The sequence below is a fragment of the Alcaligenes sp. WGS1538 genome (genome assembly GCF_043187505.1).
GTDB lineage: Bacteria > Pseudomonadota > Gammaproteobacteria > Burkholderiales > Burkholderiaceae_B > Alcaligenes.
Genome location: NZ_CP171109.1, coordinates 1,596,594 through 1,616,874, shown reverse-complemented (window position 1 = coordinate 1,616,874; position 20,281 = coordinate 1,596,594). Strand labels below are relative to the sequence as shown.

The 20,281-nt window shown below is 66.7% G+C and carries 17 protein-coding genes; 8 read left to right on the top strand and 9 right to left on the bottom strand.

The features are described from left to right. Nucleotides 1-136: 136 nt before the first annotated feature. From greB to ACF3ND_RS07570, 7 genes are all read right to left on the bottom strand, one after another. The gene (greB, locus tag ACF3ND_RS07600; protein ID WP_394065470.1) at nucleotides 137-718 is read right to left on the bottom strand and encodes a transcription elongation factor GreB; all 582 of its coding nucleotides are present in this window, start codon (nucleotides 716-718) and stop codon (nucleotides 137-139) included. Nucleotides 719-738: 20 nt separating this feature from the next. Further along, a complete protein-coding gene (locus ACF3ND_RS07595; RefSeq protein WP_394065469.1) occupies nucleotides 739-1,587 on the bottom strand; it encodes a 3',5'-nucleoside bisphosphate phosphatase in 849 nt (282 codons plus the stop codon). 4 nt (nucleotides 1,588-1,591) lie between these two features. Next, nucleotides 1,592-2,485: an alpha/beta fold hydrolase gene (locus ACF3ND_RS07590; protein WP_394065799.1), complete on the bottom strand. Its 894-nt coding sequence runs from the start codon at nucleotides 2,483-2,485 to the stop codon at nucleotides 1,592-1,594. Nucleotides 2,486-2,750: 265 nt separating this feature from the next. Next, the gene (locus ACF3ND_RS07585; protein ID WP_394065468.1) at nucleotides 2,751-5,195 is read right to left on the bottom strand and encodes a DNA internalization-related competence protein ComEC/Rec2; all 2,445 of its coding nucleotides are present in this window, start codon (nucleotides 5,193-5,195) and stop codon (nucleotides 2,751-2,753) included. Nucleotides 5,196-5,372: 177 nt separating this feature from the next. Next, the gene (locus ACF3ND_RS07580; RefSeq protein ID WP_394065467.1) at nucleotides 5,373-6,200 is read right to left on the bottom strand and encodes a TatD family hydrolase; all 828 of its coding nucleotides are present in this window, start codon (nucleotides 6,198-6,200) and stop codon (nucleotides 5,373-5,375) included. Between the two features lie 96 nt (nucleotides 6,201-6,296). Next, entirely contained in the window at nucleotides 6,297-6,998 is a 702-nt protein-coding gene (locus ACF3ND_RS07575; protein ID WP_394065466.1) for an ABC transporter ATP-binding protein, read from the bottom strand. Then, nucleotides 6,991-8,265, bottom strand: a complete 1,275-nt coding sequence (locus tag ACF3ND_RS07570) for a lipoprotein-releasing ABC transporter permease subunit (protein ID WP_394065465.1) — start codon at nucleotides 8,263-8,265, stop codon at nucleotides 6,991-6,993. The genes ACF3ND_RS07575 and ACF3ND_RS07570 overlap by 8 nt, the downstream gene beginning before the upstream one ends. A gap of 42 nt (nucleotides 8,266-8,307) precedes the next feature. Between ACF3ND_RS07570 and ACF3ND_RS07565 the strand changes: the two genes are divergently transcribed. Further along, a complete protein-coding gene (locus ACF3ND_RS07565; RefSeq protein WP_394065464.1) occupies nucleotides 8,308-9,255 on the top strand; it encodes a hypothetical protein in 948 nt (315 codons plus the stop codon). Then, nucleotides 9,237-10,946 (top strand): single-stranded-DNA-specific exonuclease RecJ, encoded by a 1,710-nt coding sequence (recJ, locus tag ACF3ND_RS07560; RefSeq protein WP_394065463.1) that lies wholly within the window; start codon nucleotides 9,237-9,239, stop codon nucleotides 10,944-10,946. Before ACF3ND_RS07565 ends, recJ begins: the two co-directional genes overlap by 19 nt. A 90-nt stretch (nucleotides 10,947-11,036) precedes the next feature. Here the strand turns inward: recJ and ACF3ND_RS07555 are convergent, their stop codons facing one another. Then, nucleotides 11,037-11,948, bottom strand: coding sequence for a DMT family transporter (locus ACF3ND_RS07555; RefSeq protein ID WP_394065462.1), 912 nt, complete (start codon nucleotides 11,946-11,948; stop codon nucleotides 11,037-11,039). 251 nt (nucleotides 11,949-12,199) lie between these two features. On the opposite strand from ACF3ND_RS07555, the gene ACF3ND_RS07550 reads away from it, so the two are divergent. Further along, entirely contained in the window at nucleotides 12,200-13,138 is a 939-nt protein-coding gene (locus tag ACF3ND_RS07550; RefSeq protein ID WP_394065461.1) for a bile acid:sodium symporter family protein, read from the top strand. 101 nt (nucleotides 13,139-13,239) lie between these two features. On the opposite strand, the gene ACF3ND_RS07545 is transcribed toward ACF3ND_RS07550, so the two are convergent. Continuing rightward, nucleotides 13,240-14,154: a DMT family transporter gene (locus ACF3ND_RS07545; protein WP_394065460.1), complete on the bottom strand. Its 915-nt coding sequence runs from the start codon at nucleotides 14,152-14,154 to the stop codon at nucleotides 13,240-13,242. Nucleotides 14,155-14,597: 443 nt separating this feature from the next. Between ACF3ND_RS07545 and infA the strand changes: the two genes are divergently transcribed. From infA to lysS, 5 genes are all read left to right on the top strand, one after another. Continuing rightward, nucleotides 14,598-14,867, top strand: coding sequence for a translation initiation factor IF-1 (gene infA / locus ACF3ND_RS07540; RefSeq protein WP_394065459.1), 270 nt, complete (start codon nucleotides 14,598-14,600; stop codon nucleotides 14,865-14,867). A 115-nt stretch (nucleotides 14,868-14,982) separates the two neighbouring features. Next, nucleotides 14,983-16,692: a methyl-accepting chemotaxis protein gene (locus ACF3ND_RS07535; RefSeq protein WP_394065458.1), complete on the top strand. Its 1,710-nt coding sequence runs from the start codon at nucleotides 14,983-14,985 to the stop codon at nucleotides 16,690-16,692. Nucleotides 16,693-16,876: 184 nt separating this feature from the next. Then, nucleotides 16,877-17,981 (top strand): peptide chain release factor 2 gene (gene prfB / locus ACF3ND_RS07530; protein ID WP_394065457.1). Its coding sequence is split into 2 segments (ribosomal slippage): nucleotides 16,877-16,957 and nucleotides 16,959-17,981, totalling 1,104 coding nucleotides; the frame shifts between segments, so codons are not numbered across the junction. A gap of 1 nt (nucleotide 17,982) precedes the next feature. After that, nucleotides 17,983-18,720: an SDR family NAD(P)-dependent oxidoreductase gene (locus ACF3ND_RS07525; protein WP_394065456.1), complete on the top strand. Its 738-nt coding sequence runs from the start codon at nucleotides 17,983-17,985 to the stop codon at nucleotides 18,718-18,720. 11 nt (nucleotides 18,721-18,731) lie between these two features. Continuing rightward, nucleotides 18,732-20,255: a lysine--tRNA ligase gene (gene lysS / locus ACF3ND_RS07520; RefSeq protein WP_394065455.1), complete on the top strand. Its 1,524-nt coding sequence runs from the start codon at nucleotides 18,732-18,734 to the stop codon at nucleotides 20,253-20,255. Nucleotides 20,256-20,281 lie beyond the last annotated feature (26 nt).

Genomic DNA, 20,281 nt, shown 5'->3' with positions numbered 1-20,281 from the left:
GTCCAAAAGCAAAATGGCGTGCGCGAAAAAGAAAAATCAATGGCCTTGCGGCCGACGCTTTACTCGCTTGGGCGCCTGCATGCGCCTCGGAACAGCCTGCTGCGGGACGGCCGGCAAGGCCGTCCCATACCCAGGCTCATTCATCGGGATCGGGGTCCGGGGCCGGGTCGGGATAGATGACTTCGAGGATATCCAGCTCTTCCTTGCCGCCGGGCGTGCGCAGCACCACGGTGTCGCCTTCGCGCGCCTTGATCAGGGCCCGGGCGACGGGCGAGATCCAGCTGATGCGGCCCTGCAGGGGCTCGGCCTCGTCCACGCCCACGATGGTGACGCGGAATTCCTCGCCCTGGCTGTCGCTGTAGAGCACCGTGGCGCCGAAGAAGACCTGGTCGCGGTTGGGCTGCAGGCCCGGATCGACCACTTCGGCGATCTCCAGGCGCTTGGTCAGGAAGCGGATGCGGCGGTCGATTTCACGCAAGCGCTTCTTGCCGTACAGGTAGTCGCCGTTTTCGGAACGGTCGCCGTTGGACGCGGCCCAGGACACGATCTGCACCACGTCGGGCCGCTCCTTGTTCATCAGTTGCATCAGTTCGGCCCGCAGGCGACGGTAGCCCTGCACGGTCATGTAGTTCTTGGTACCCGCGGGCAAGGCGCTGGCCTGGGGTTCCAGGTCCTCGTCGTCGTCCCGGTCGGATTCTTTCACAAAAGCTTTGTTCATCGTGATTTCCTGCCTTCGAGCTAGAGCCATTCCTGCCATACGGGAGTCAGCCCGGACGGCAAGGGCGGCAAGCCGCCCAGATCGATGAGTCCTTCGCCAGGGCCGTGGAAATCGGACCCGCAGGACACCTGGAAGCCGTAGCTGCGCGCCACCTGGGCATACAGGCCGTATTCCCGAGGGGAATGGCTGCCCGTCAAGACCTCTATCCCGATCCCGCCCAGTTCCAGGAACTGGGTGTACAGGGCGTGATAGCGGGTGTCGTCGAATTCATAGCGCCCCGGATGAGCGATGACGGCCTTGCCGCCGGCCTGCAGGATCCAGTCCACCGCCTGCGCCAGGCTGGCCCACCGGGTGGGCACGAAGGCCGGCTTGCCCTCGCCCAGGTAGCGCCGGAACGCTTCGCCCAGATCAGCGCAGTGCCCTTGCTGCACCAGAAAGCGCGCAAAATGGGTACGGCTGATCAGTTCGGGGTTCCCGGCAAAGGGCAAGGCGCCCTCGTAGGCATTCTCGAAGCCCAGGGCGGCCAGGCGCTCGCTCATGGCGCGAGCGCGGGTCTGCCGTCCGGCGCGCATGTCGCGCAACCCGTCCCGCAGCGTCTCGTTGTCCGGATCTATCCCCAGGCCCACGATGTGCACCGTCTGGCCGGCCCAGGTCACGGAGATCTCCACCCCGTCCACAAAACGCATGCCCAGGGCCCGGGCGTGTTCGCGCGCCGGTTTCAGGCCCGCGATCTCGTCGTGATCGGTCAGGGACCAAAGGCGCACCCCGTTGGCATGGGCGCGCTCGGCCAGTTCAGCGGGGGTGAGCAGGCCATCCGAAAACACGGAATGGCAATGCAGGTCAACCGGCAGACGGGCCTGGGCATGCATAAGACTATCCTGCAAGAAAATGGTCGATGTAATCAATCTGTTCGGCGTTGCGCAGCATGGGCGCATGGCCCACCTGGGGAATCTCCACCAGTTGCGCGTGCGGATTGCGGCGCAGCATCTCGTGCGCGGCCTGGGCGGACAGCAGGTCGGACTGTTCGCCGCGCAGGATCAGCACTTTGTCGGGCAGCCCTTCGTAGGCGCTCCAAAGCAGAGCCTGGGCGGCCTCCAGGTCCACATCGGCCTGACGCGAAAAGGCCTGCGACAGGCGCAGATCGTAGTGCCGCTGCCATTTGCCGTCGTGTTCCACGAAGACATGGCGAGACATGTCCTCCCAATCGGCGGCCTGGTGCTCGCCGAAAGAAGCCGACACGGAGCGCACATACTCCACCGCCTGCGCGAACGTGTCAAAGGTGACCGCCTGGCCCACGTATTCGCCGATGCGCTGCAAGCCCGTCAGGTTCAAGGCCGGCCCCACGTCGTTCAGCACCACGCGGCCCAGCGGCAACTCCAGCGGCGCCTCCAGCCCCGGTCCGGGACGGGCCGGACGCAGCAAGGCGGACATGGCCTGGGCGCCATGCAGCCCCAAGGCGATGAGCCCGCCCATGGACGTGCCCACCCAGTCCAGCCTGGCGGGCTCGAGGCGGGCGATCAGCACCAGCATGTCCGCCACGTATTGCGCAATGGCGTAGGCGGCCGGATCGATCAGCCAATCGGAGCGGCCGCGCCCCACGACGTCGGGCGCCACGACCCGGTAGCGGCCGGCGAGCCGTTGCGCCAGGCGATCGAAATCCCGGCCGGTACGCGTCAAGCCGTGCACGCACATCAGCACCTGGTCGTTGTCCGGGTCGCCCCACTCCCAATATGCCATGCGGTGCGTGCCCGAGGCGCTGGCGCACATGACCCAGTCGAGGCGTGGTTCCTGAAATTTCGTAGTCATGACGGGACGAAGGCCTGAATGTGACAAAAGAAAATGCTTCCATGCCGCGCCTTGGGCTGGCAGCGTCCCCAAGGGGACGCTTCTTACCTTGGGAATGCCCGGCGCTCCGGCGGCCGGCGTTCCGGCGGCCGGCGTTCCGGCGGCCGGCGCTCCGGCGGCCCGGCGGAAAAAACTATTGTAGCCCAGCCTGACGGCTTTCCCTGATCTTCCCTGTCCATAAGGGCTGTCAGGGTGCGGGCGCCTGCCAGTAACGCGCGTAGCGATCGCGCTCGCCGCTGTAGTACAGGACTCCAGGACGCGACTGTGCACTGACCGCCCCCCACTGGTCGGTGCGCAGGAACAGCGCCCCGGACCGCTCCCAGCGACGCTGCACGGCGGCATGCGGATGGCCGAAACGGTTCCACCAGCCATTCTGGGAAATAGCCAAGGACGCCCGCAAGCCGGCCACCAGACCCGGCCCCGATGAGGTGCGCGAGCCATGATGCCCGACCACCACCACGTCGACCGGGCCCAGACCCGCGGCCAGCATCGCCTGCTCCTGCGCCACTCCGGCATCGCCCAGCAGCAAGGCTGAGTGATGGGCTCCCCGCACTTCCAGCACGCAACTGATTGCATTCTTGTCATCTTCTTTGTGCGCCTGGGCGAAGCCGCCGTCCGGCCGCGCCGGCGGCCACCAGAAACGGAAATGCACTCCATCCAGCTCCCAGCTCGCACCCTGCTCGCAGGGCGCGGCCGACTGCGGACGCGGGACTGTCCCTCTGGGCAGCCCCAGCAGACGCTCTTCCCTGTCCAGATGAGCGTCCAGGTCGAAACTGCTGAACGCCTGGCGCACCGGCACGCCCTGCAGCACGCTGCGCGCTCCGCCCACATGATCCATATCGGCATGCGAAAGCACCAAGGCGTCCAGCCTGCTGATCCCCGACGCACGCAACAGGGGATGGATGGCGCGCGATCCTTCATCGGACTGCGGTCCATACATATTGCCCGCATCGAACAGCAAGACGTGCCCTCGGGTGCGCAGCAGCACGGCGCTGCCCTGCCCCACATCCAGCGCCGTCAGGTCCCATTCTCCTGTTTGCAGCAAAGGCGGCCGCAAAGCCAGGGCGGGCAGGAGCAGCAGGGCCGCCACTGCACGGGGTAGAAAACCTCTGGGCAACAGCATCAGGAATACTCCCGCCAGCGCCAGGACCGTCCAGCCCGGGCTCTGGGCGGGAACCGGCATGCTGGCCAGGGGTTGCGCCGCCAGCCAGACCGTGGGCAGCATGGTCAGCTCCAGCACGCCATGAGCCAGCCATGCCGCCGCCTCGCACCACGCCGCCGGCGCCTGCGCGGCCGCCAGCAGCATCAATCCCAGCACCAGGGGCGTGGCCACCGACCCCATCAGCACGATGGCATAGGCATTGGCGGCCAGCGAGGCCAGGGAAACTTCGTGGAACAAAGACGCCAACGCAGGCATCAAGGCCAGCGTCATCATGCCCTGCAGGCGCGCAGCGGCCAGCACGATGGCGCCCCGGCGCCGCCAGAACCCGCCGCCGGCCGGCGCCTGGCCCGAGCCTTCCTGCACCGCCAGCAGAACGGATACGGCGCCGAATGAGAGATAGAAGCCGGTGGCAAGGCCCGCCCAGGGATCATGCAGCACCACCGCCACGGCCGCCAGCACAAGGATGCGGCTGGCTCCCAGTCGGCATCCTGAGACCCTGCACGCCCCGGCCACCAGCAGCATCAGAAAGGTGCGCTGGGCCGGCACGCCCCAGCCGGCGACCACGCAGTAGGCCCCCGCGGCGGCCACGCCTATCCAGATGGCCGCGATCTGGGCCGGGCAGTATTCGGCCAGCGCCCGGCCTCGCCATGCCAGGCGCCGCCAGGCCCAGGACAGGGCGCCGGCCAGCAAGACCGCCAGCAGAGTGACGTGCGTGCCGCTGATGGAAACCAGATGCGTCAGGCCGCTGCGATTGAAGACCTGCCAATCGGCCGGCGCGATGCTCGCCTGGTCGCCCAGCGCCAGCGCCAACATCACTCCGCCCCAACGCTTGTCCTGAACATAGGGCCGCATGGCGGCGCGCAGATCGTGGCGCAGGCGTTCGGCTCGCACGCCCCAGCCCAGCGTCTGCGCGGACGCCAGCGGCTCGGGGGACCCTCGCACGCTGCCCACGGCGCGCCACCCTTGCGCCATGGCGTGGCGCTCCGCATCGTAACCATGAGGATTGCGCGCGCCCTGAGGCGGGCGCACCAGCAAGGACATGCGCCAGCGCTGGCCCGGCGCCAGGTCGGGAAATGAGTGGACCTGCGGCTCGCGATAGATCGAATGGCGCTGCGGTGCGTGCCAACGGACCAGGAGGTCCTGCGGCAACCCGGGCGGACGCGACTGAAGGACACGCGCCTGAAACTGCCGATGGGCCGGCCCGGCCTGCACCAGGGACACGATTTCCAGATCCACGCGGCTGACCTTGTTGACGTCTCCGGCGGCCACGGACTGGCTCAAGCGCGCCTGGATATGCCACACGCTGTACAAGGCGCCGAGCAAGGCGAACACGGCCAGCCAGGCCAGGGGAAAGCGCAAGGACAACACAAGCGCGGCCAATGCGCCCGCACCCCAGACCCAAACGGAAACGGTCAGGACCGCAGGCGGCAGGAAATGCGCCGCCGTGGCCGCTCCCGCGAATGCGCCCATGCACGCGCGCCCCATCACCCCGTTGCTCCCGCCGCCATGCACGCCTCCGCCCAAAACACCAGCTTAAGGGCTGGCGGCCGTCGGCGGGCGGCCCGGACAGAACGTTGCGACCCTCGGCTTGTACGGTGGACAAGCCCCTGCTCCGACGCCGACTCGGCGTGCTCCGACGTGCTAGAGCTATGGATTGTTCAGCAAGGCGTCCAGGCGCGGCAGGACGCGGCGGGCGGTTGCGCCGGTGGCCGCAACCACCTGCTGCACGTCCAGGCCGCGCAACTCGGCCAGGCTGCGCGCCACCCCGGCCACTTCCATCGGTTCATTGCGCACCGAGGCCAGAGGCGTGCCCGGTTCCACCCTCCATGAAGGGGCCAGGTCGGGTGCATCGGTTTCCAGGACAATGCTGTCCAGGTCCAGCTCCTGGGCCAGGCGTCGTATCTGCTTGGCGCGGCCGAAGGTCATGGCGCCGCCAAAACCCAGGGCGCAGCCCTGGCGCACGAACATGTCGGCCTGCTGGCGGCTGCCATTGAAGGCGTGGGCAATGCCGCCCACGCCGGGAAACTGCCTCAAGTACTTCAGCACCCTGTCCTGCGAGCGCCGCACATGCAGCAATACCGGCAGGCCGCAGCGCTGCGCCAATGCCAGCTGGCGTTCATAAATCCATTCCTGATGCCGGGACGCCGCCTCGGTCTTGAGTTCGGGCACGAAATAATCCAGGCCGATCTCGCCTATGGCCACGAAGCGCGGATCGTCCAGGCTGGCCTGGACCTGCCGCTCCAGTTCGCGCAGATCGTCCTCGCCCGCTCCGGGCGTGAATAAAGGATGAATGCCCAGGGCATAGGCCCCGCCCGGCACGGCCTGCGCCGCCAGGCGGGCGTCCTGGAAATCGAACACGCCCACGGCCGGCACCACGATGGAGCGCACGCCCGCCTGGCGCGCACGCGCGATCACGGCCCCGCGGTCCGCGGAAAACTCAGGGGCGTCAAGATGGCAATGGGTGTCGATCAACATGGCAAGGCTCCAGACAAGCGGCTGTCTTTTCACTATACAGGCAGGAAGAAAAAGGGGCGCGGCGCGCCCCTTTTGTCCCGCCGACCCAGGCCCGCCTCAGGCCTTGATTTCCTGCTCCAAGTGACCTTTGTCCATGACCAGCTGGCGATGCGCCAGCGCGGCCAGCGCCGGATCGTGCGTGACGATGACGAATGCCGTGCCGAATTCCTCGTTGACCTTGGTCAGCAGGTCGAACATGCCTTCGGCCGTGTAGCGGTCCAGGTTGCCGGTGGGCTCGTCGGCCAGCACGCAGGCCGGGCGGGTGACCAGTGCGCGCGCCAGGGCCACGCGCTGGCGCTCGCCGCCCGACAGCTGGCCGGGATAGTGGTGGATGCGTTGGGCCAGGCCGACCTGCTCCAGCACGACCTGAGCCTGCTCGCGCGCCTGGTTCCGGTTCATGCGGCGCACGATCAAAGGCATGGCCACATTGTCCAGGGCGTCGAATTCGGCCAGCAAGTGATGGAACTGATACACGAAGCCCAGCACCTGATTGCGCAACTGGCTGCGCTGGCGCTCATTGAACGCTTCAGCCTGCACGCCGTTGACTTCGATGCTGCCGCTGCTGGGCTTGTCCAGCAGGCCCAGCGAATGCAGCAGCGTGCTCTTGCCCGAGCCGGAGGCGCCGATGATGGCCACCATTTCGCCGCGGCGCACCTCCAGGCTGACGCCCGAGAGCACCTGGATGGTATTGCCGCCCTCTTCGTAATGCACGCTGACATCGCGCGCCCGCAAAACAATGGGATGAATGCTCTCAGTCATGGCGCAGCACCTGGGCGGGTTGAAGCTTGGAGGCGCGCCAGCTCGGATACAGCGTCGCCAGGAAAGACAGCAGCAGCGACACGACCGCGATCACCGTGATGTCATCCAGCTGCGGATCGGAGGGCAGCTCGCTGATGAAGTAGATCTGCTGCGGCAGGAACTTGCGACCCATCAGATTCTCTATGAAGGGCACGATCACATCGATGTTGTAGGCGATCAGCATGCCCAGGCCCACGCCCAGCAGCGTGCCCACCACTCCGATCAGCGCGCCCTGCACCAGGAAGATGCGAGCGATTTCGCGCGGGGTCGCCCCCAGCGTGCGCAGGATGGCGATGTCCGACTGCTTGTCCTTGACGGCCATCACCAGCGAAGACAGGAGATTGAAGGCCGCCACGGCCACGATCAGGGCCAGGATCAGGAACATCATGCGCTTTTCCGTCTGCACGGCGGCGAACCAGGTACGGTTGTTCTCGGTCCAGTCCGAGACGAAGACGTAGCTGGGCACGACGTTGGCGATCTCCCGGGCCACCTGCGGCGCCTTCTGCATGTCCTTGATGCGCAGGCGCACGCCGCTGTTGCCCACGTCGCGGAAGACGCGCGCGGCATCGTCCACGTTCACGAAGGCCAGGGTGGCGTCATACTCGTAATACCCCGAGGAGAACACGCCGGTCACGGTGAACTGGCGCATGCGCGGCGAAAAGCCCGCCGGCGAGATCGAGCCCTGCGGCGCCATCACCATGATGGTGTCGCCGGTGCTCACGCGCAGCATGCCGGCCAGTTGCTCGCCCAGCACGATGCCGAACGAGCCCGGCTTCAGATTCTCCAGCCTGCCCATGACCATCTGCTGCGCCAGCTCCGAGACGCGCGACTCCTGCTCGGGATCGATGCCGCGCACCTGCACGCCGGTCAGCTGGTTGCTGCGCACCAGCATGCCCTGTCCGGCCACGTAGGGCGCCGAGCCGATCACGGCCGGATTGATCTGAGCCTTCTGGGCCAGCGTCTTCCAGTGGTCCAGCACCTGCTGGTGATCGGCATTGCGCACGATCAGTTCGATATGCGGCAGGACCGACAGCATGCGGTCGCGCACCTGCTTCTGGAAGCCGTTCATGACCGACAGCACCACGATCAGCGCGGCCACGCCCAGCGCTATGCCCGCCATGGAACTGCCGGCGATAAATGACACGAAACGGTCCGACCGCCCCCCGCGCCGCTTGCGGCCCCGGGCCAGGCCGGCGTACCGCGCTCCTATCCAAAATTCATATGCCATTCGAGCTGCTACCGCCTCAAAGAAAACACTACAATCGCTGTCATGCAGATCGTAATCAAGGGCGCGCTGCCGGATCCGGCCATTGCGCGCGAACTCATCAAACACCTGGCGCAGACCGCTCCCACCCTGGTCCAATGGCTGGAGCAGGGACAGGGAGAACTGTCTCTGCGCGAGCCGGCCGTGGAGCTGTGCACCCCGGCGGAATCCTGCCTGCTGCAGGCCCACGGCTTTGAGGCCGGCCAAGCTCAGCATCTTAGCGCAGGTCTGGCCCCTTTGCGGGCCCGCCAGATAAAACAAATCCAGAATGTTCCAGGCAATGCCCCCCTGTGGCTGGCCGAACTGGTGCACATCGCGCCCTCGCGCGAAGGAGCCATGCTGCTGCCGGCCGCGCAACTGGAGGTCTCCGAGGCGCACGTCCGCACCCTGCTGGAGGCCTTCGCGCCCTATCTGGAAGGCACGGGTTTTACCTTCCGTTACCTGACTCCGCAGTACTGGTGCGTGACCACGCCTTCCGGATTCGATTATCGCGCCGCCTCGCCGGAGCTGGTCAGCCAGAGCAATCTGAACGACTGGTGGACCCAGGACGCCGCAGCGCGGCCCTGGCGCCGGCTGGTCAATGAATTCCAGATGCTGGCCTTCGATCTGCCCGTCAACCGCGAGCGCGAACAGGCCGGCCTGCCGCCCGTCAACAGCCTGTGGCTGTTCGGCGGCGCGCGCCCCGACCAGCTGGGCGCCGAACCGCGGGAACTGCTCGTGCTGGACACGCTGCAGGACAGCCTGATGCAGCAGGACTGGGGCCGCTGGCTCGAAAGACTGGCCGAGCTGGACCGTGATGTGCTCGCGCCGCTGGCCGGGCAGGCCCAGCCGGAGCTGGTGCTGGCCGGCCAGGACCGCTACGCGCGCGTGCGGCCCGCCGCGCGCCGCATCTGGCCTTTGTCCTTATTGAAAAACAAGCAGAACTGGAGTCAGTGGTGGTCACCCCAATCCTGAAGAATCGTCCCGAACAACGACAAGCCAGCCAGGCCCTGGAGCAGGCCGGCCTGCATCCCCTGATGGCCCGCCTGCTGGCGGCCCGCGGGGTGACCGACGCCGCCCAGACCGAAATCAGCTGGCAGCGCCTGATCCCGCCCGCCATGCTGAGCCAGGCCCAGCATGCCGCCGCCCTGCTGGCCGACGCCATCGACCGGCGCGAGCGCATGCTGATCATTGCCGACTACGACTGCGACGGCGCCACGGCCTGCGCCGTGGGTCTGCGGGCCCTGCGCAGCATGGGCGCCATCGTGGACTTCCTGGTGCCCAACCGCTTCGAGACCGGCTATGGCCTGTCGCCCGCCGTGGTGGACCTGGCCCTGCGGCATCCGGCCGGCAAGCCCGACCTGCTCATCACCGTGGACAACGGCATCGCCAGCATAGACGGCGTGGAGGCGGCCCGGCAGGCCGGCATGCAGGTGCTGGTGACCGACCACCACCTGCCCGGGGACGAATTGCCCGACGCCCTGGCCATCGTCAATCCCAACCAGCCCGGCTGCGATTTCCCATCCAAGAATCTGGCCGGCGTGGGTGTGATCTTCTACCTGATGCTGGCGCTGCGCGCCGAGCTGCGCCAGCGCGGCGTCTACCCGGCCAATGGCGGCCCGCGCCTGGACGCCCTGTGCGACCTGGTCGCGCTGGGCACGGTGGCCGACGTGGTCAGCCTGGACGCCAACAACCGCCTGATCGTCACGCAGGGACTGGAGCGCATGCGCGCCGGCCGCATGCAGCCCGGCCTGCGCGCCCTGTTCCAGGTGGCCGGCCGCGAACCGCGCCAGGCCAGCGCCTTCGACCTGGGTTTCGCCCTGGGACCGCGCATCAACGCCGCGGGACGCCTGGCCGACATGTCCCTGGGGATACGCTGCCTGATCACCGACGACGAGCAGGAAGCCGCCGACATCGCCCGCGAGCTGGAAGACATGAACCAGGACCGGCGCGCCATCGAGAACACCATGCGCGAAGAAGCCCTGCGCGCCGCCGAACAGGCCGAACCCGACACCTGCGCCACGGTCTGCGTCTATCATCCGGACTGGCACCAGGGCGTGGTGGGCCTGGTCGCCTCCCGGCTGAAGGAAAAATACTGGCGTCCGACGCTGGCATTCGCCCAGGGCGACCCCGGCGAGATCAAGGGCTCGGGCCGCTCCATTCCCGACGTGCACCTGCGCGACGCGCTGGACCTGGTCTCCAAGCGCTACCCCGGACTGATCCTGAAGTTCGGCGGGCACGCCATGGCCGCCGGCCTGACCATAGAGGAAGACAACTACGACGTCTTCGTGCAGGCTTTCGAAGAGGCCGTGCAGGAACTGACCGGCCGCTTCCAGTTCGACCCCGTCATCGAAACGGACGGTTCACTGGAGCCGCAGCATGCCACGATCTCCGTGGCCGGCCTGCTCCAGAAACAGGTATGGGGGGCGGGCTTTCCGCCGCCGGTGTTCCGCGACCAGTTCCTGGTGCGCCAGCAGCGCCTGCTCAAGAACAAGCACCTGAAGCTGACGCTGGAGCGCGACGGCGCGCGCTTTGACGCCATCTGGTTCAACCGGGATTCCCTGCTGCCCGAGGAAATCGAGGCCGCCTATCGCCTGGACCAGAACGAGTGGAACGGCAATGTGAACGTGCAGCTGATCATCGAGTTCGCCCAGGGCCGGCCCTGACCCTAGGCGGGAAGGAACGTCAAGCGCTGGCCGGGCCCCGGCCCCGCATGGCCTCGCCGCCGAGGGCAAGGCTTGCGCAAGAGTACATGATCAAGAGCGGCGGCCCGGCGCGGTCGCCAGCACCAGGCCAGCCAGGGCGAGCACGAAGGCCAGCAGGTGCATGCCGGTGAAGGGCTCGCCCAGCACCAGCACTCCGACAGCCGCCGTGCCCAGGGGCATCAGCACCATGAACACGGCGGCGCGCGAGGCCGGCACATGGGTCACCCCCGTCATCCAGAGCCACACCGTCCAGACGCTGGCCGCCAGCGAGTAAAAGACCAGCAGCAGCCAGATCCAGCCGGGCACCTGCGCGAACGCGAAGTCCCGCGCCGCATACACGCCCAGCGGCGTGATCAGCGCCAGGCTGCACAGATTGATGACGGCGCTGATGCGCTTGGGGCTCATGACCGAGGTCAGCCGCTTGCCGATGACGGCGTAGGCCGCCTCGCACAGCACGGCGCAGAAAATCAGCGCATTGCCCAGCCAGACGCGTCCCGGATCCAGGCCCGTCGGGCCATCTTCCTCGTGCTGCACCAGAGCCAGCAAGGCAATGCCCAGCATGCCCAGGGCCAGGGCCGTCCAGGTGCGCGGGCCGATGCGCTCCTTCAGGAAGTACCAGCTGAACAGGGCCACCACGCCGGGAATGGCGGACAGGATGACGCCGGCCGACACCGCGCTGGTCATGCTGATGCCGGTGACCATGCACAGCGTGAACATGAAATTGCCCAGAAACGACTCCAGAAAGATCAAGCCGCGCGTGCGCCCGTCCAGCGCCGGCTCGGTGGCGGGCTTGCGCAGCCAGCGCAGCATGGCCAGCGCGCCTATGCCGAAACGGAACCAGGCCAGCAGAAAGACCGGCAAGGCGGCCACCAGCGGCCGCGTCAAGGCGATGTAGCTGCCCACCAGGCTCATGGACAAGGCCAGGCAGCCGTAGGCCGTCCAGCGAACACCCGCCGCGCTCATGACAATACCCCGAATGGATACATGGTTTTATGGTTCAACTGGAAAATCGACTCATAATAAGGTCTACAATAATGCCCGAGCCCGGCCTCCGAGACCCCCAGGAGGCCGTTTCGTTTGCGCACAAGATGGCGACGAACAGCGCCCGGCCCGCACCCCGGCCCGCGCCCCGCTCCCTTGTTCCCGTTCCGACCCGCACGCCGCCGGCCTACAGGCCCGCGTCGCCGTGCCCATTCCTTGAAGGATAGACAATCATGCAGGCCATCGCCCGCCTGAGCCGCTTCGTTGGCAATACCTTTGCCATCTGGGTTCTGCTGTTCGCCATTCTGGCTTTTTACTTCCCCGACCATTATCGCTGGTTGGGCGCCTATATTGTTCCCTTGCTGGGCATAATCATGTTCGGCATGGGCCTGACCCTGTCCCGCCAGGACTTCGCCGAAGTCTTCACCCGCCCGGGCCGCGTGGCCATCGGGGTGCTGGGCCAGTTCATCATCATGCCCGGCCTGGCCTGGCTGCTGTGCAAGCTGTTCGCCCTGCCGCCCGAACTGGCCGTGGGCGTCATCCTGGTGGGCTGCTGCCCTGGCGGCACCGCCTCGAACGTCATGACCTTCCTGTCGCGCGGCGACGTGGCCCTGTCCGTGGCCATCACCTCGGTCACCACGCTGCTGGCCCCCGTCGTCACCCCCGCCCTGATCTACCTGCTGGCCAGCCAATGGCTGGAAGTCAGCGCCTCGGCCATGTTCTGGTCCATCGTCCAGGTCGTCATCCTGCCGATCGCGCTGGGCGTCATCGTGCAATCCGTACTGGGCGAAAAGGTCAAGGCCGGCGTGACCGTGCTGCCGCTGGTCTCCGTGATCGCCATCGTGGCCATCGTGGCCGCCGTGGTGGCCGGCAACCAGGCCAAGATCGCCACCAGCGGCCTGCTGGTGTTCTCCGTGGTCGTACTGCACAACGGCCTGGGCTATGCGCTGGGCTACCTGCTGGCGCGCCTGTCCGGCATGCCCCTGCCCCAGCGCAAGACGCTGGCCATCGAGGTCGGCATGCAGAACTCGGGCCTGGGGGTGGCGCTGGCCAGCGCCCACTTCTCGCCCCTGGCCGCCGTGCCCAGCGCCATCTTCAGCGTCTGGCACAATATCTCCGGTCCTCTGGCCGCCACGATCTTCCGGCGCATGGACGACCAGCCCAAGGCCTGATCACCATGGGCGGGCGCGGCCAGGCCCGCTCCGCCGCTCCAGAGAAAGCCCGCTCATCAAGCGGGCTTTTTTTCATCCAGTCGGGCTTCAGGCCTGAACGCTCATGCCTTGCCGACCTTGCGCGAGGACACGTAGATGCCGCCCACGATCAGCAGGAAAGCCGCGGCATGGTAGAGCTTGGGCGTGTCTCCCAGGATCAGGACGGACATCAAGGCCGCGAACACGGGCATCAGATTGACGAAGAAGCCCGCCGTGGCGGCGCCCACCCGCTGCACGGCCACGCCCCAGCTGCGCAGCGCCACCAGCGCCGGGCCCGTGCCCACGTACAGCACCGCCGCCAGCAGGCCCCAGCTCCAGTCGATGTGCCAATCGGTGAATTGCCATTCCAGGGCGGCGAAGGCGCCCGACCAGATCAGGCCGAAGAAGACCTGCGCCATGATGACCGTGGCCCAGCTTTGCGCGATGTCCCCGGGATGCTTGCGTGTGCTCAGCATCCAGCTGTAGACGGCCCAGGCGATGGTGGCGATGACCATGTACAGGTCGCCGGGCACGAAATTCAGGGCCAGCAGCTCGTGCCAGTCCGCGCGCGTCAGCACCAGGATCACGCCCAGCAGGGACATCAACCCGCCCGCCAGCTGCCGCCAGTTGACCGAGGCGCCGAAGAACAGGCGCCCGATGACCAGCATCCAGAACGGCAGGCTGGCGTTGACCAGGGTGACGTTGACGGGGCTGGAGCTTTGCAGGGCCAGGTATTGCAAGGCGTTATAGATGCCTATGCCCAGCAGGCCCAGGATGGAATAGCGGCGCCAGTTCGCCCACAGGCTGCTGCCGCGCCGCAGCACCTGGCGGCCGAAGAACAGCAGGATGACGAAGGCCACCAGCCAACGGAAGAAGTTCAGGGTGATGGGCGGCACCTGATCATGGATCAGGCGTCCGACAATGGCGTTGCTGGCCCACAGGATGGTGGGCAACACCAGCAGGGCCGTGGTGCCGGGCGTTAGTTTCTGAGTGCTCACGAACATGTCCAAAAAAAACGGCGACGGCGGGGCGCGCCCTCCTTCCAGGGCACGCCGCGCCGTCCAGACAAGGCACAGTATAGTGAAGAAACGTTGCGCTTCCAGCCTGCCGCCTGTGCCTTTCCTGCACACTTAGCCTGGTCAATCTTTGACCAATCCATAAATTTTATTTATAATCAAAGTATTGCCTCGCCATGGCGCCGACTGATTCGCCGGCCCATCCCGTCCACGTTCTTCCGGCTGTGTGCCGGATGCAACTCTCTCGGCTTTGCCGGAGCCGCGCGCCCCGGAAAAGCACAGCTCGAGCCCCCTTGCGGGCTAATTGCGACCCAGACCACCCGCGCCGGCGACGCCGGCCCACCGGTCCGCTCTCGCGACGACGTCCTCCCGTCCCGCCCGCCCCGGCCCGACGGGACATATTCTTTTTTTTAGGAGTCCGATCTATGGCCAAAGAAGAGTTACTTGAAATGCATGGTTCCGTCACCGAGATCCTGCCCGACTCGCGCTTTCGCGTCACGCTGGACAACGGCCACGCCGTCATCGCCTACACCGGCGGCAAGATGCGCAAGCACCACATCCGCATCCTGGCCGGCGACAATGTCACGCTGGAGATGTCGCCCTACGACCTGAGCAAGGGCCGGATCATCTTCCGCCACCTGCCCAAGCGCACCGGCGCCGCCATGGCTCCCCGCCGCACGCACAAGCAGCGATAAAACGGCCCGGTCGACACACCCCTGTCACAATCAGATGCAAAAATCACAGGCCATGACAGGGGTGCGGCACTGATACCCATCGGAAAGGCGCACTCGGCACACTGTGGAGTCCGCCTTGAAGAAACTGCTCACCCTTAAAACAGGCTTCATCGCCTATTTTGCCGTCCTTGGGCTTTTCCTGGCGCTGATGCTCAGCGCGCTCCAGCACCTGACCCACAGCATCGAACAACTCAAGCATCTGGAAACCCAGCGTTACCAGGCCACTGCGCTGGCCAATGAATTCAAGCGCGTCACCGAATCCATCAGCCGCCAGACCATCGCCTTCGTCTCCAGCGAACAGCCCGAGTTCCAGCAGAACTTCGAACGGCTGCTGGAGGTCTTCACCGGCAGGCAGGCCGATGCCGGCGGCCGGGCCCGGAGCATGCTGGCCCGTTTCGAAGCCATCGCCCTCCCCCCCGAGGAACTGGCCATCCTGCGCTCGGCCTACGAACAGACCCTGGAGCTGAGCAAGATCCAGATCGAAGCCATCAGCACGGCCAGCGGGCAGTTCGACGATGGCGCCGGCGGCGTGCGCGTCGCCCTGCCCAATTCGCTCATGGCCAAGGTGCTGGTGTTCAGCCAGCAGTACACCAAGGCGGCGGCGGGCATCGCCTCCACCATAGACCAGTTCGATCAGCAGGTGAGCCAGCGCCTGGACGCGCTGCTGGAGCGGGCCGGCCATGCCAGCGACCGCGCCTTCCGGCTGGCGCTGGTGGCGCTGGGCCTGTTCTTCCTGGTCAGCGCGGCCGCCCTGCTCATGCTGTACCGCTCCATCAAGCGGCCTATCGACCAGGGCGTGGCCCTGGCCAATGAACTGGCCGGCGGCAACCTGACCGCCCGCCTGGACGTGCGCCGCCAGGACGAGATCGGCGCGCTGCTGGCCGCCCTCAACGGTATAGGCGAAGGCCTGCAGCAGGCCGTGGAGCAGGTCCGCCAGCAGACCCGCCTGATCGCCGACGGCTCGCAGGCCATCTCGCACGGCAATCAGGACCTGGCCCAGCGCACCGAAGAACAATCCGGCAGCGTGCAGCGCACCGTGGCCACCATGGGCCAGCTGGCCCACACCGTGCGCCAGAACGCCGACAACGCCCAGCACGCCGACCAGCTCGCCCAGCAGGCTTCCAGCCAGGTGCGGCACGGCAACCAGGCGGCCGGCAGCATGCTGGACATCATGCGCGAGATCGGCGAGAGTTCGCGCAAGATGAGCGACATCACCAACCTGATCCGCAACATCGCCTTCCAGACCAATATCCTCGCCTTGAACGCCGCCGTGGAAGCGGCCCGGGCCGGCCCGCAGGGCCGGGGCTTCGCCGTGGTGGCCACCGAAGTGCGCCAGCTGGCCCTGCGCTCCTCGGACGCCTCGCGCGATATCGAGGCGCTCATCTCCAGCTCGGTCGAACAGATCGCCAAAGGCGCACAGGCGGCGGCCTCCGTGGGCCAGGCCATGGCCGACACCGAGCAGACCGTGGGCAAGGTGCGCAACATCGTGGCCGACATCGCGCTGGCCTCGCGCGAGCAGGCCGAAGGCGTCGAGCAGGTCAGCCACGCCATGACCCTGCTGGACGAGATCACCCGCCGCAACAGCCAGCTGGTGCAGCAAGCCGCGCATACCACGCTGCAACAGCTCGCGCAGGCCGACACGCTTTCGGACGTGGTCGCCCATTTCCAGCTGGACGAGACCTTGGCGCAGGCTGACGGGGACGCCTCCCAGGAGCAGGCCTGCGACCCCGATTCGGCGATCCTCGGCCGGCATGTGCCGGCCCTGCGGCTGGCCGCCCTGCACTGACCGCGCACGGCCGGCGCCCCCCCCTCCCGGCGCGGCGCCGGCCGCCATCGCCGGAACGTTCGAGCGCCGATTCAGTTCAATGCGTGCCACATCGTGCCGATAAGGGTAAAATCAGGGGTTTCCCGCATCGCCTTCAGGGATGCCGCAGGGACTAGCACATCTATAACAGGAAACCCTCTGAACCATGGAATCGGAACGCCTCAATCAACTCGAAGCCCGCCTGAACGACTATTCGGAGCGGGAAGAAGCTCTTCGGAGGTATCTTTGACTACGATGACAAAGCGCAACGCCTGCACGTAGTCAACGCCGAACTCGAAGACCCCAACGTCTGGAACAACCCCCAGCACGCCCAGGACCTGGGCCGAGAAAAGAAAAGCCTGGAAAACGTGGTGCACGTGCTCGACGCCCTGCACACCGGCCTGAAGGACTCGCGCGACCTGTTCGAGCTGGCCGCCATGGATGACGACGACGCCACCATCGCCGCCATCGAAGAAGACTGCGGCGCCATGGCCGCCCGCATCGAAGAGCTGGAGTTCCGCCGCATGTTCTCCAATCCGGCCGACCCCATGAACTGCTTCCTGGACATCCAGGCCGGCGCCGGCGGGACCGAAGCCCAGGACTGGGCCTCCATGCTGCTGCGCCAGTATCTGCGGTATGCCGAGCACAAAGGCTTCAAGGCGGAAATCCTGGAGCAGTCCGACGGCGACGTGGCCGGCATCAAGTCCGCCACCATCAAGATCGAGGGCGACTACGCTTACGGCTTTCTGCGTACCGAAACCGGCGTGCACCGCCTGGTCCGCAAGAGCCCGTTCGACTCCTCCAACGGTCGCCACACCTCCTTCTCCAGCGTGTTCGTCTACCCCGAGATCGACGACTCCTTCGAGATCGAGATCAACCCGGCCGACCTGCGCGTGGACACCTACCGGGCCAGCGGCGCGGGCGGCCAGCACATCAACAAGACCGACTCGGCCGTGCGCATCACCCACGAACCGACCGGCATCGTGGTCCAGTGCCAGAACGACCGTTCCCAGCACCGCAACCGCGCCGAAGCCATGCAGATGCTGAAATCCCGCCTGTACGAGCTTGAAATGCGCAACCGCATGGCCGAACAGCAGAAACTGGAAGATTCCAAGAGCGACGTGGGCTGGGGCCACCAGATCCGCTCCTACGTGCTGGACCAGAGCCGCATCAAGGACCTGCGCACCAACGTGGAAATCTCCAACACCCAGAAAGTGCTGGACGGCGACCTGGATCCCTTCATCCAGGCCAGCCTGAAGCAAGGCGTCTGACATGGCCGGCACGACGCTGACCGTCCTGAGCGGCGCCTCGCGCGGCCTGGGCCTGGCGCTGGCCCGGCGCAGCCTGGCCGCCGGCCACCGCCTGATCACGCTGGCCCGCAGTCCGCTGGCCTTGCCGGCGCCTGACGGCGCCCATCAGCACATCCAGGCCGACCTGGCCACGGTGCAGGGCGCGCAGCAGGCCTCGCACGCCCTGCTCCAGGCCCTGCAGCAAGCCCAGGCGGAACGCTTCGTGCTGATCAACAACGCCGGCACGGTGGACCCGGTCGCGCAGGCGGCCGATCTGCTCGACGCCCAGGCCCTCGCCCGCGCGCTGCAACTGAATGTGGCCAGCGTCATGGTCCTGACCGCCGCCTTCCTGCAAGGCACACCCGCCGCGGCGCGCCGCCAGGTGCTGAACATCTCCTCGGGCGCGGGCCGCAAGCCCGTCTCCGGCTGGGCGGCGTATGGCACGAGCAAGGCCGCCCTGGATTTCTACACCCAGACCCTGCAGCTGGAAAATCCGACGCTTCAGGCCTGCTCCCTGGCCCCCGGCGTCGTCGACACCGACATGCAGGCCCACATCCGCAGCCAGTCCCGGGACGACTTCCCCGGCCTGAGCCGTTTCATAGACCTGCACCAGCAGGGCCAGCTCAGCAGCCCGGACGACACCGCCGCCCGGATCCTGCGCTACCTGGACAGCCCGGCGTTCGGCCGCCACACCCTGGACGACATCCGCCACTACGACTAGATACTGACAACATGACTGAACCGCTAGACACCGCCACGCCCGTCGTGGACGAAAACCGCCTGATCGCCGAGCGCCGCTCCAAGCTGGACCGCGTCCGCCAGGCCGGCGTCGCCTACCCCAACGATTTCCGTCCCGACGCCCACGCCGCCGAGCTGCACGCCCAGTACGGCGAACAGGACAAGGACGCCCTGGCCGAGCTCGCCAAACCCGTCAAGGTTGCGGGCCGCATGATGCTCAAGCGGGTCATGGGCAAGGCCAGCTTCGCCAGCCTGCAGGACAGCACGGGCCGCATCCAGATCTACCTGGACAAGGCCGCCCTGGGCGAAGAGCTGTACGCGGAATTCAAGGGCTGGGACATCGGCGACATCCTGGCGGTCGAAGGCACGGTCTTCAAGACCAACAAGGGCGAGCTCTCCGTGCACGCCTCGTCCGTGCGCCTGCTGGCCAAGTCGCTGCGCCCGCTGCCCGACAAGTTCCACGGCCTGGCCGACCAGGAACTGAAGTACCGCCAGCGCTACGTGGACCTGATCATGGGCGAGGACACGCGCCAGACTTTTCTTGCGCGCAGCAAGGTCATCAGCAGCATCCGCAAGCACATGCTGGATGCGGACTTCCTGGAAGTGGAAACGCCCATGCTGCACCCCATTCCGGGCGGCGCGTCGGCCAAGCCCTTCGTCACGCACCATAATGCGCTGGACATGGAGATGTACCTGCGCATCGCGCCCGAGCTGTACCTCAAGCGGCTGATCGTGGGCGGTTTCGAGCGTGTCTTCGAGATCAACCGCAACTTCCGCAACGAAGGCGTGAGCCCGCGTCACAATCCTGAATTCACCATGATGGAGTTCTACGCGGCCTACACCGACTACCAGTGGCTGATGGACTTCACCGAAAGCCTGATCCGCCAGGCCGCCGTCAGCGCGCGCGGCACCGCCACGCTCCAGTACCAGGGCCGCGAACTGGACCTGAGCCAGCCCTTCGATCGCCTGACCATCACCGGCGCCATCCTGAAGTACGCTCCCTCCTACACCCAGGAACAGCTGGAAGACGCCGCCTTCCTGCGCGCCGAACTGGCCCGCCTGAAGGTGGACGTGAATGCGCCGCCGCTGCGCGACGCGGGCCTGGGCGCACTGCAGCTGGCCCTGTTCGAGGAAACCGCTGAAAGCCAGCTCTGGCACCCCACCTTCATCGTGGACTACCCCGTGGAAGTCTCGCCCCTGGCTCGCGCCTCGGATACCCAGGCAGGCATCACGGAGCGCTTCGAATTGTTCGCCACCGGCCGCGAGATCGCCAACGGCTTTTCGGAGCTGAACGACCCCGAAGACCAGGCCGCGCGCTTCCAGGCGCAGGTCCAGGCCAAGGACGCCGGCGACGAAGAAGCCATGTACTACGACGCGGACTATATCCGCGCCCTGGAATATGGCATGCCGCCCACGGGCGGCTGCGGCATCGGCATCGACCGCCTGGTCATGCTGCTGACCGACAGCCCCGCCATCCGCGACGTCATCCTCTTCCCGCACCTGCGCCGCGAAGACTGATTGCGTCACGCTTGAACGCGAAAAGG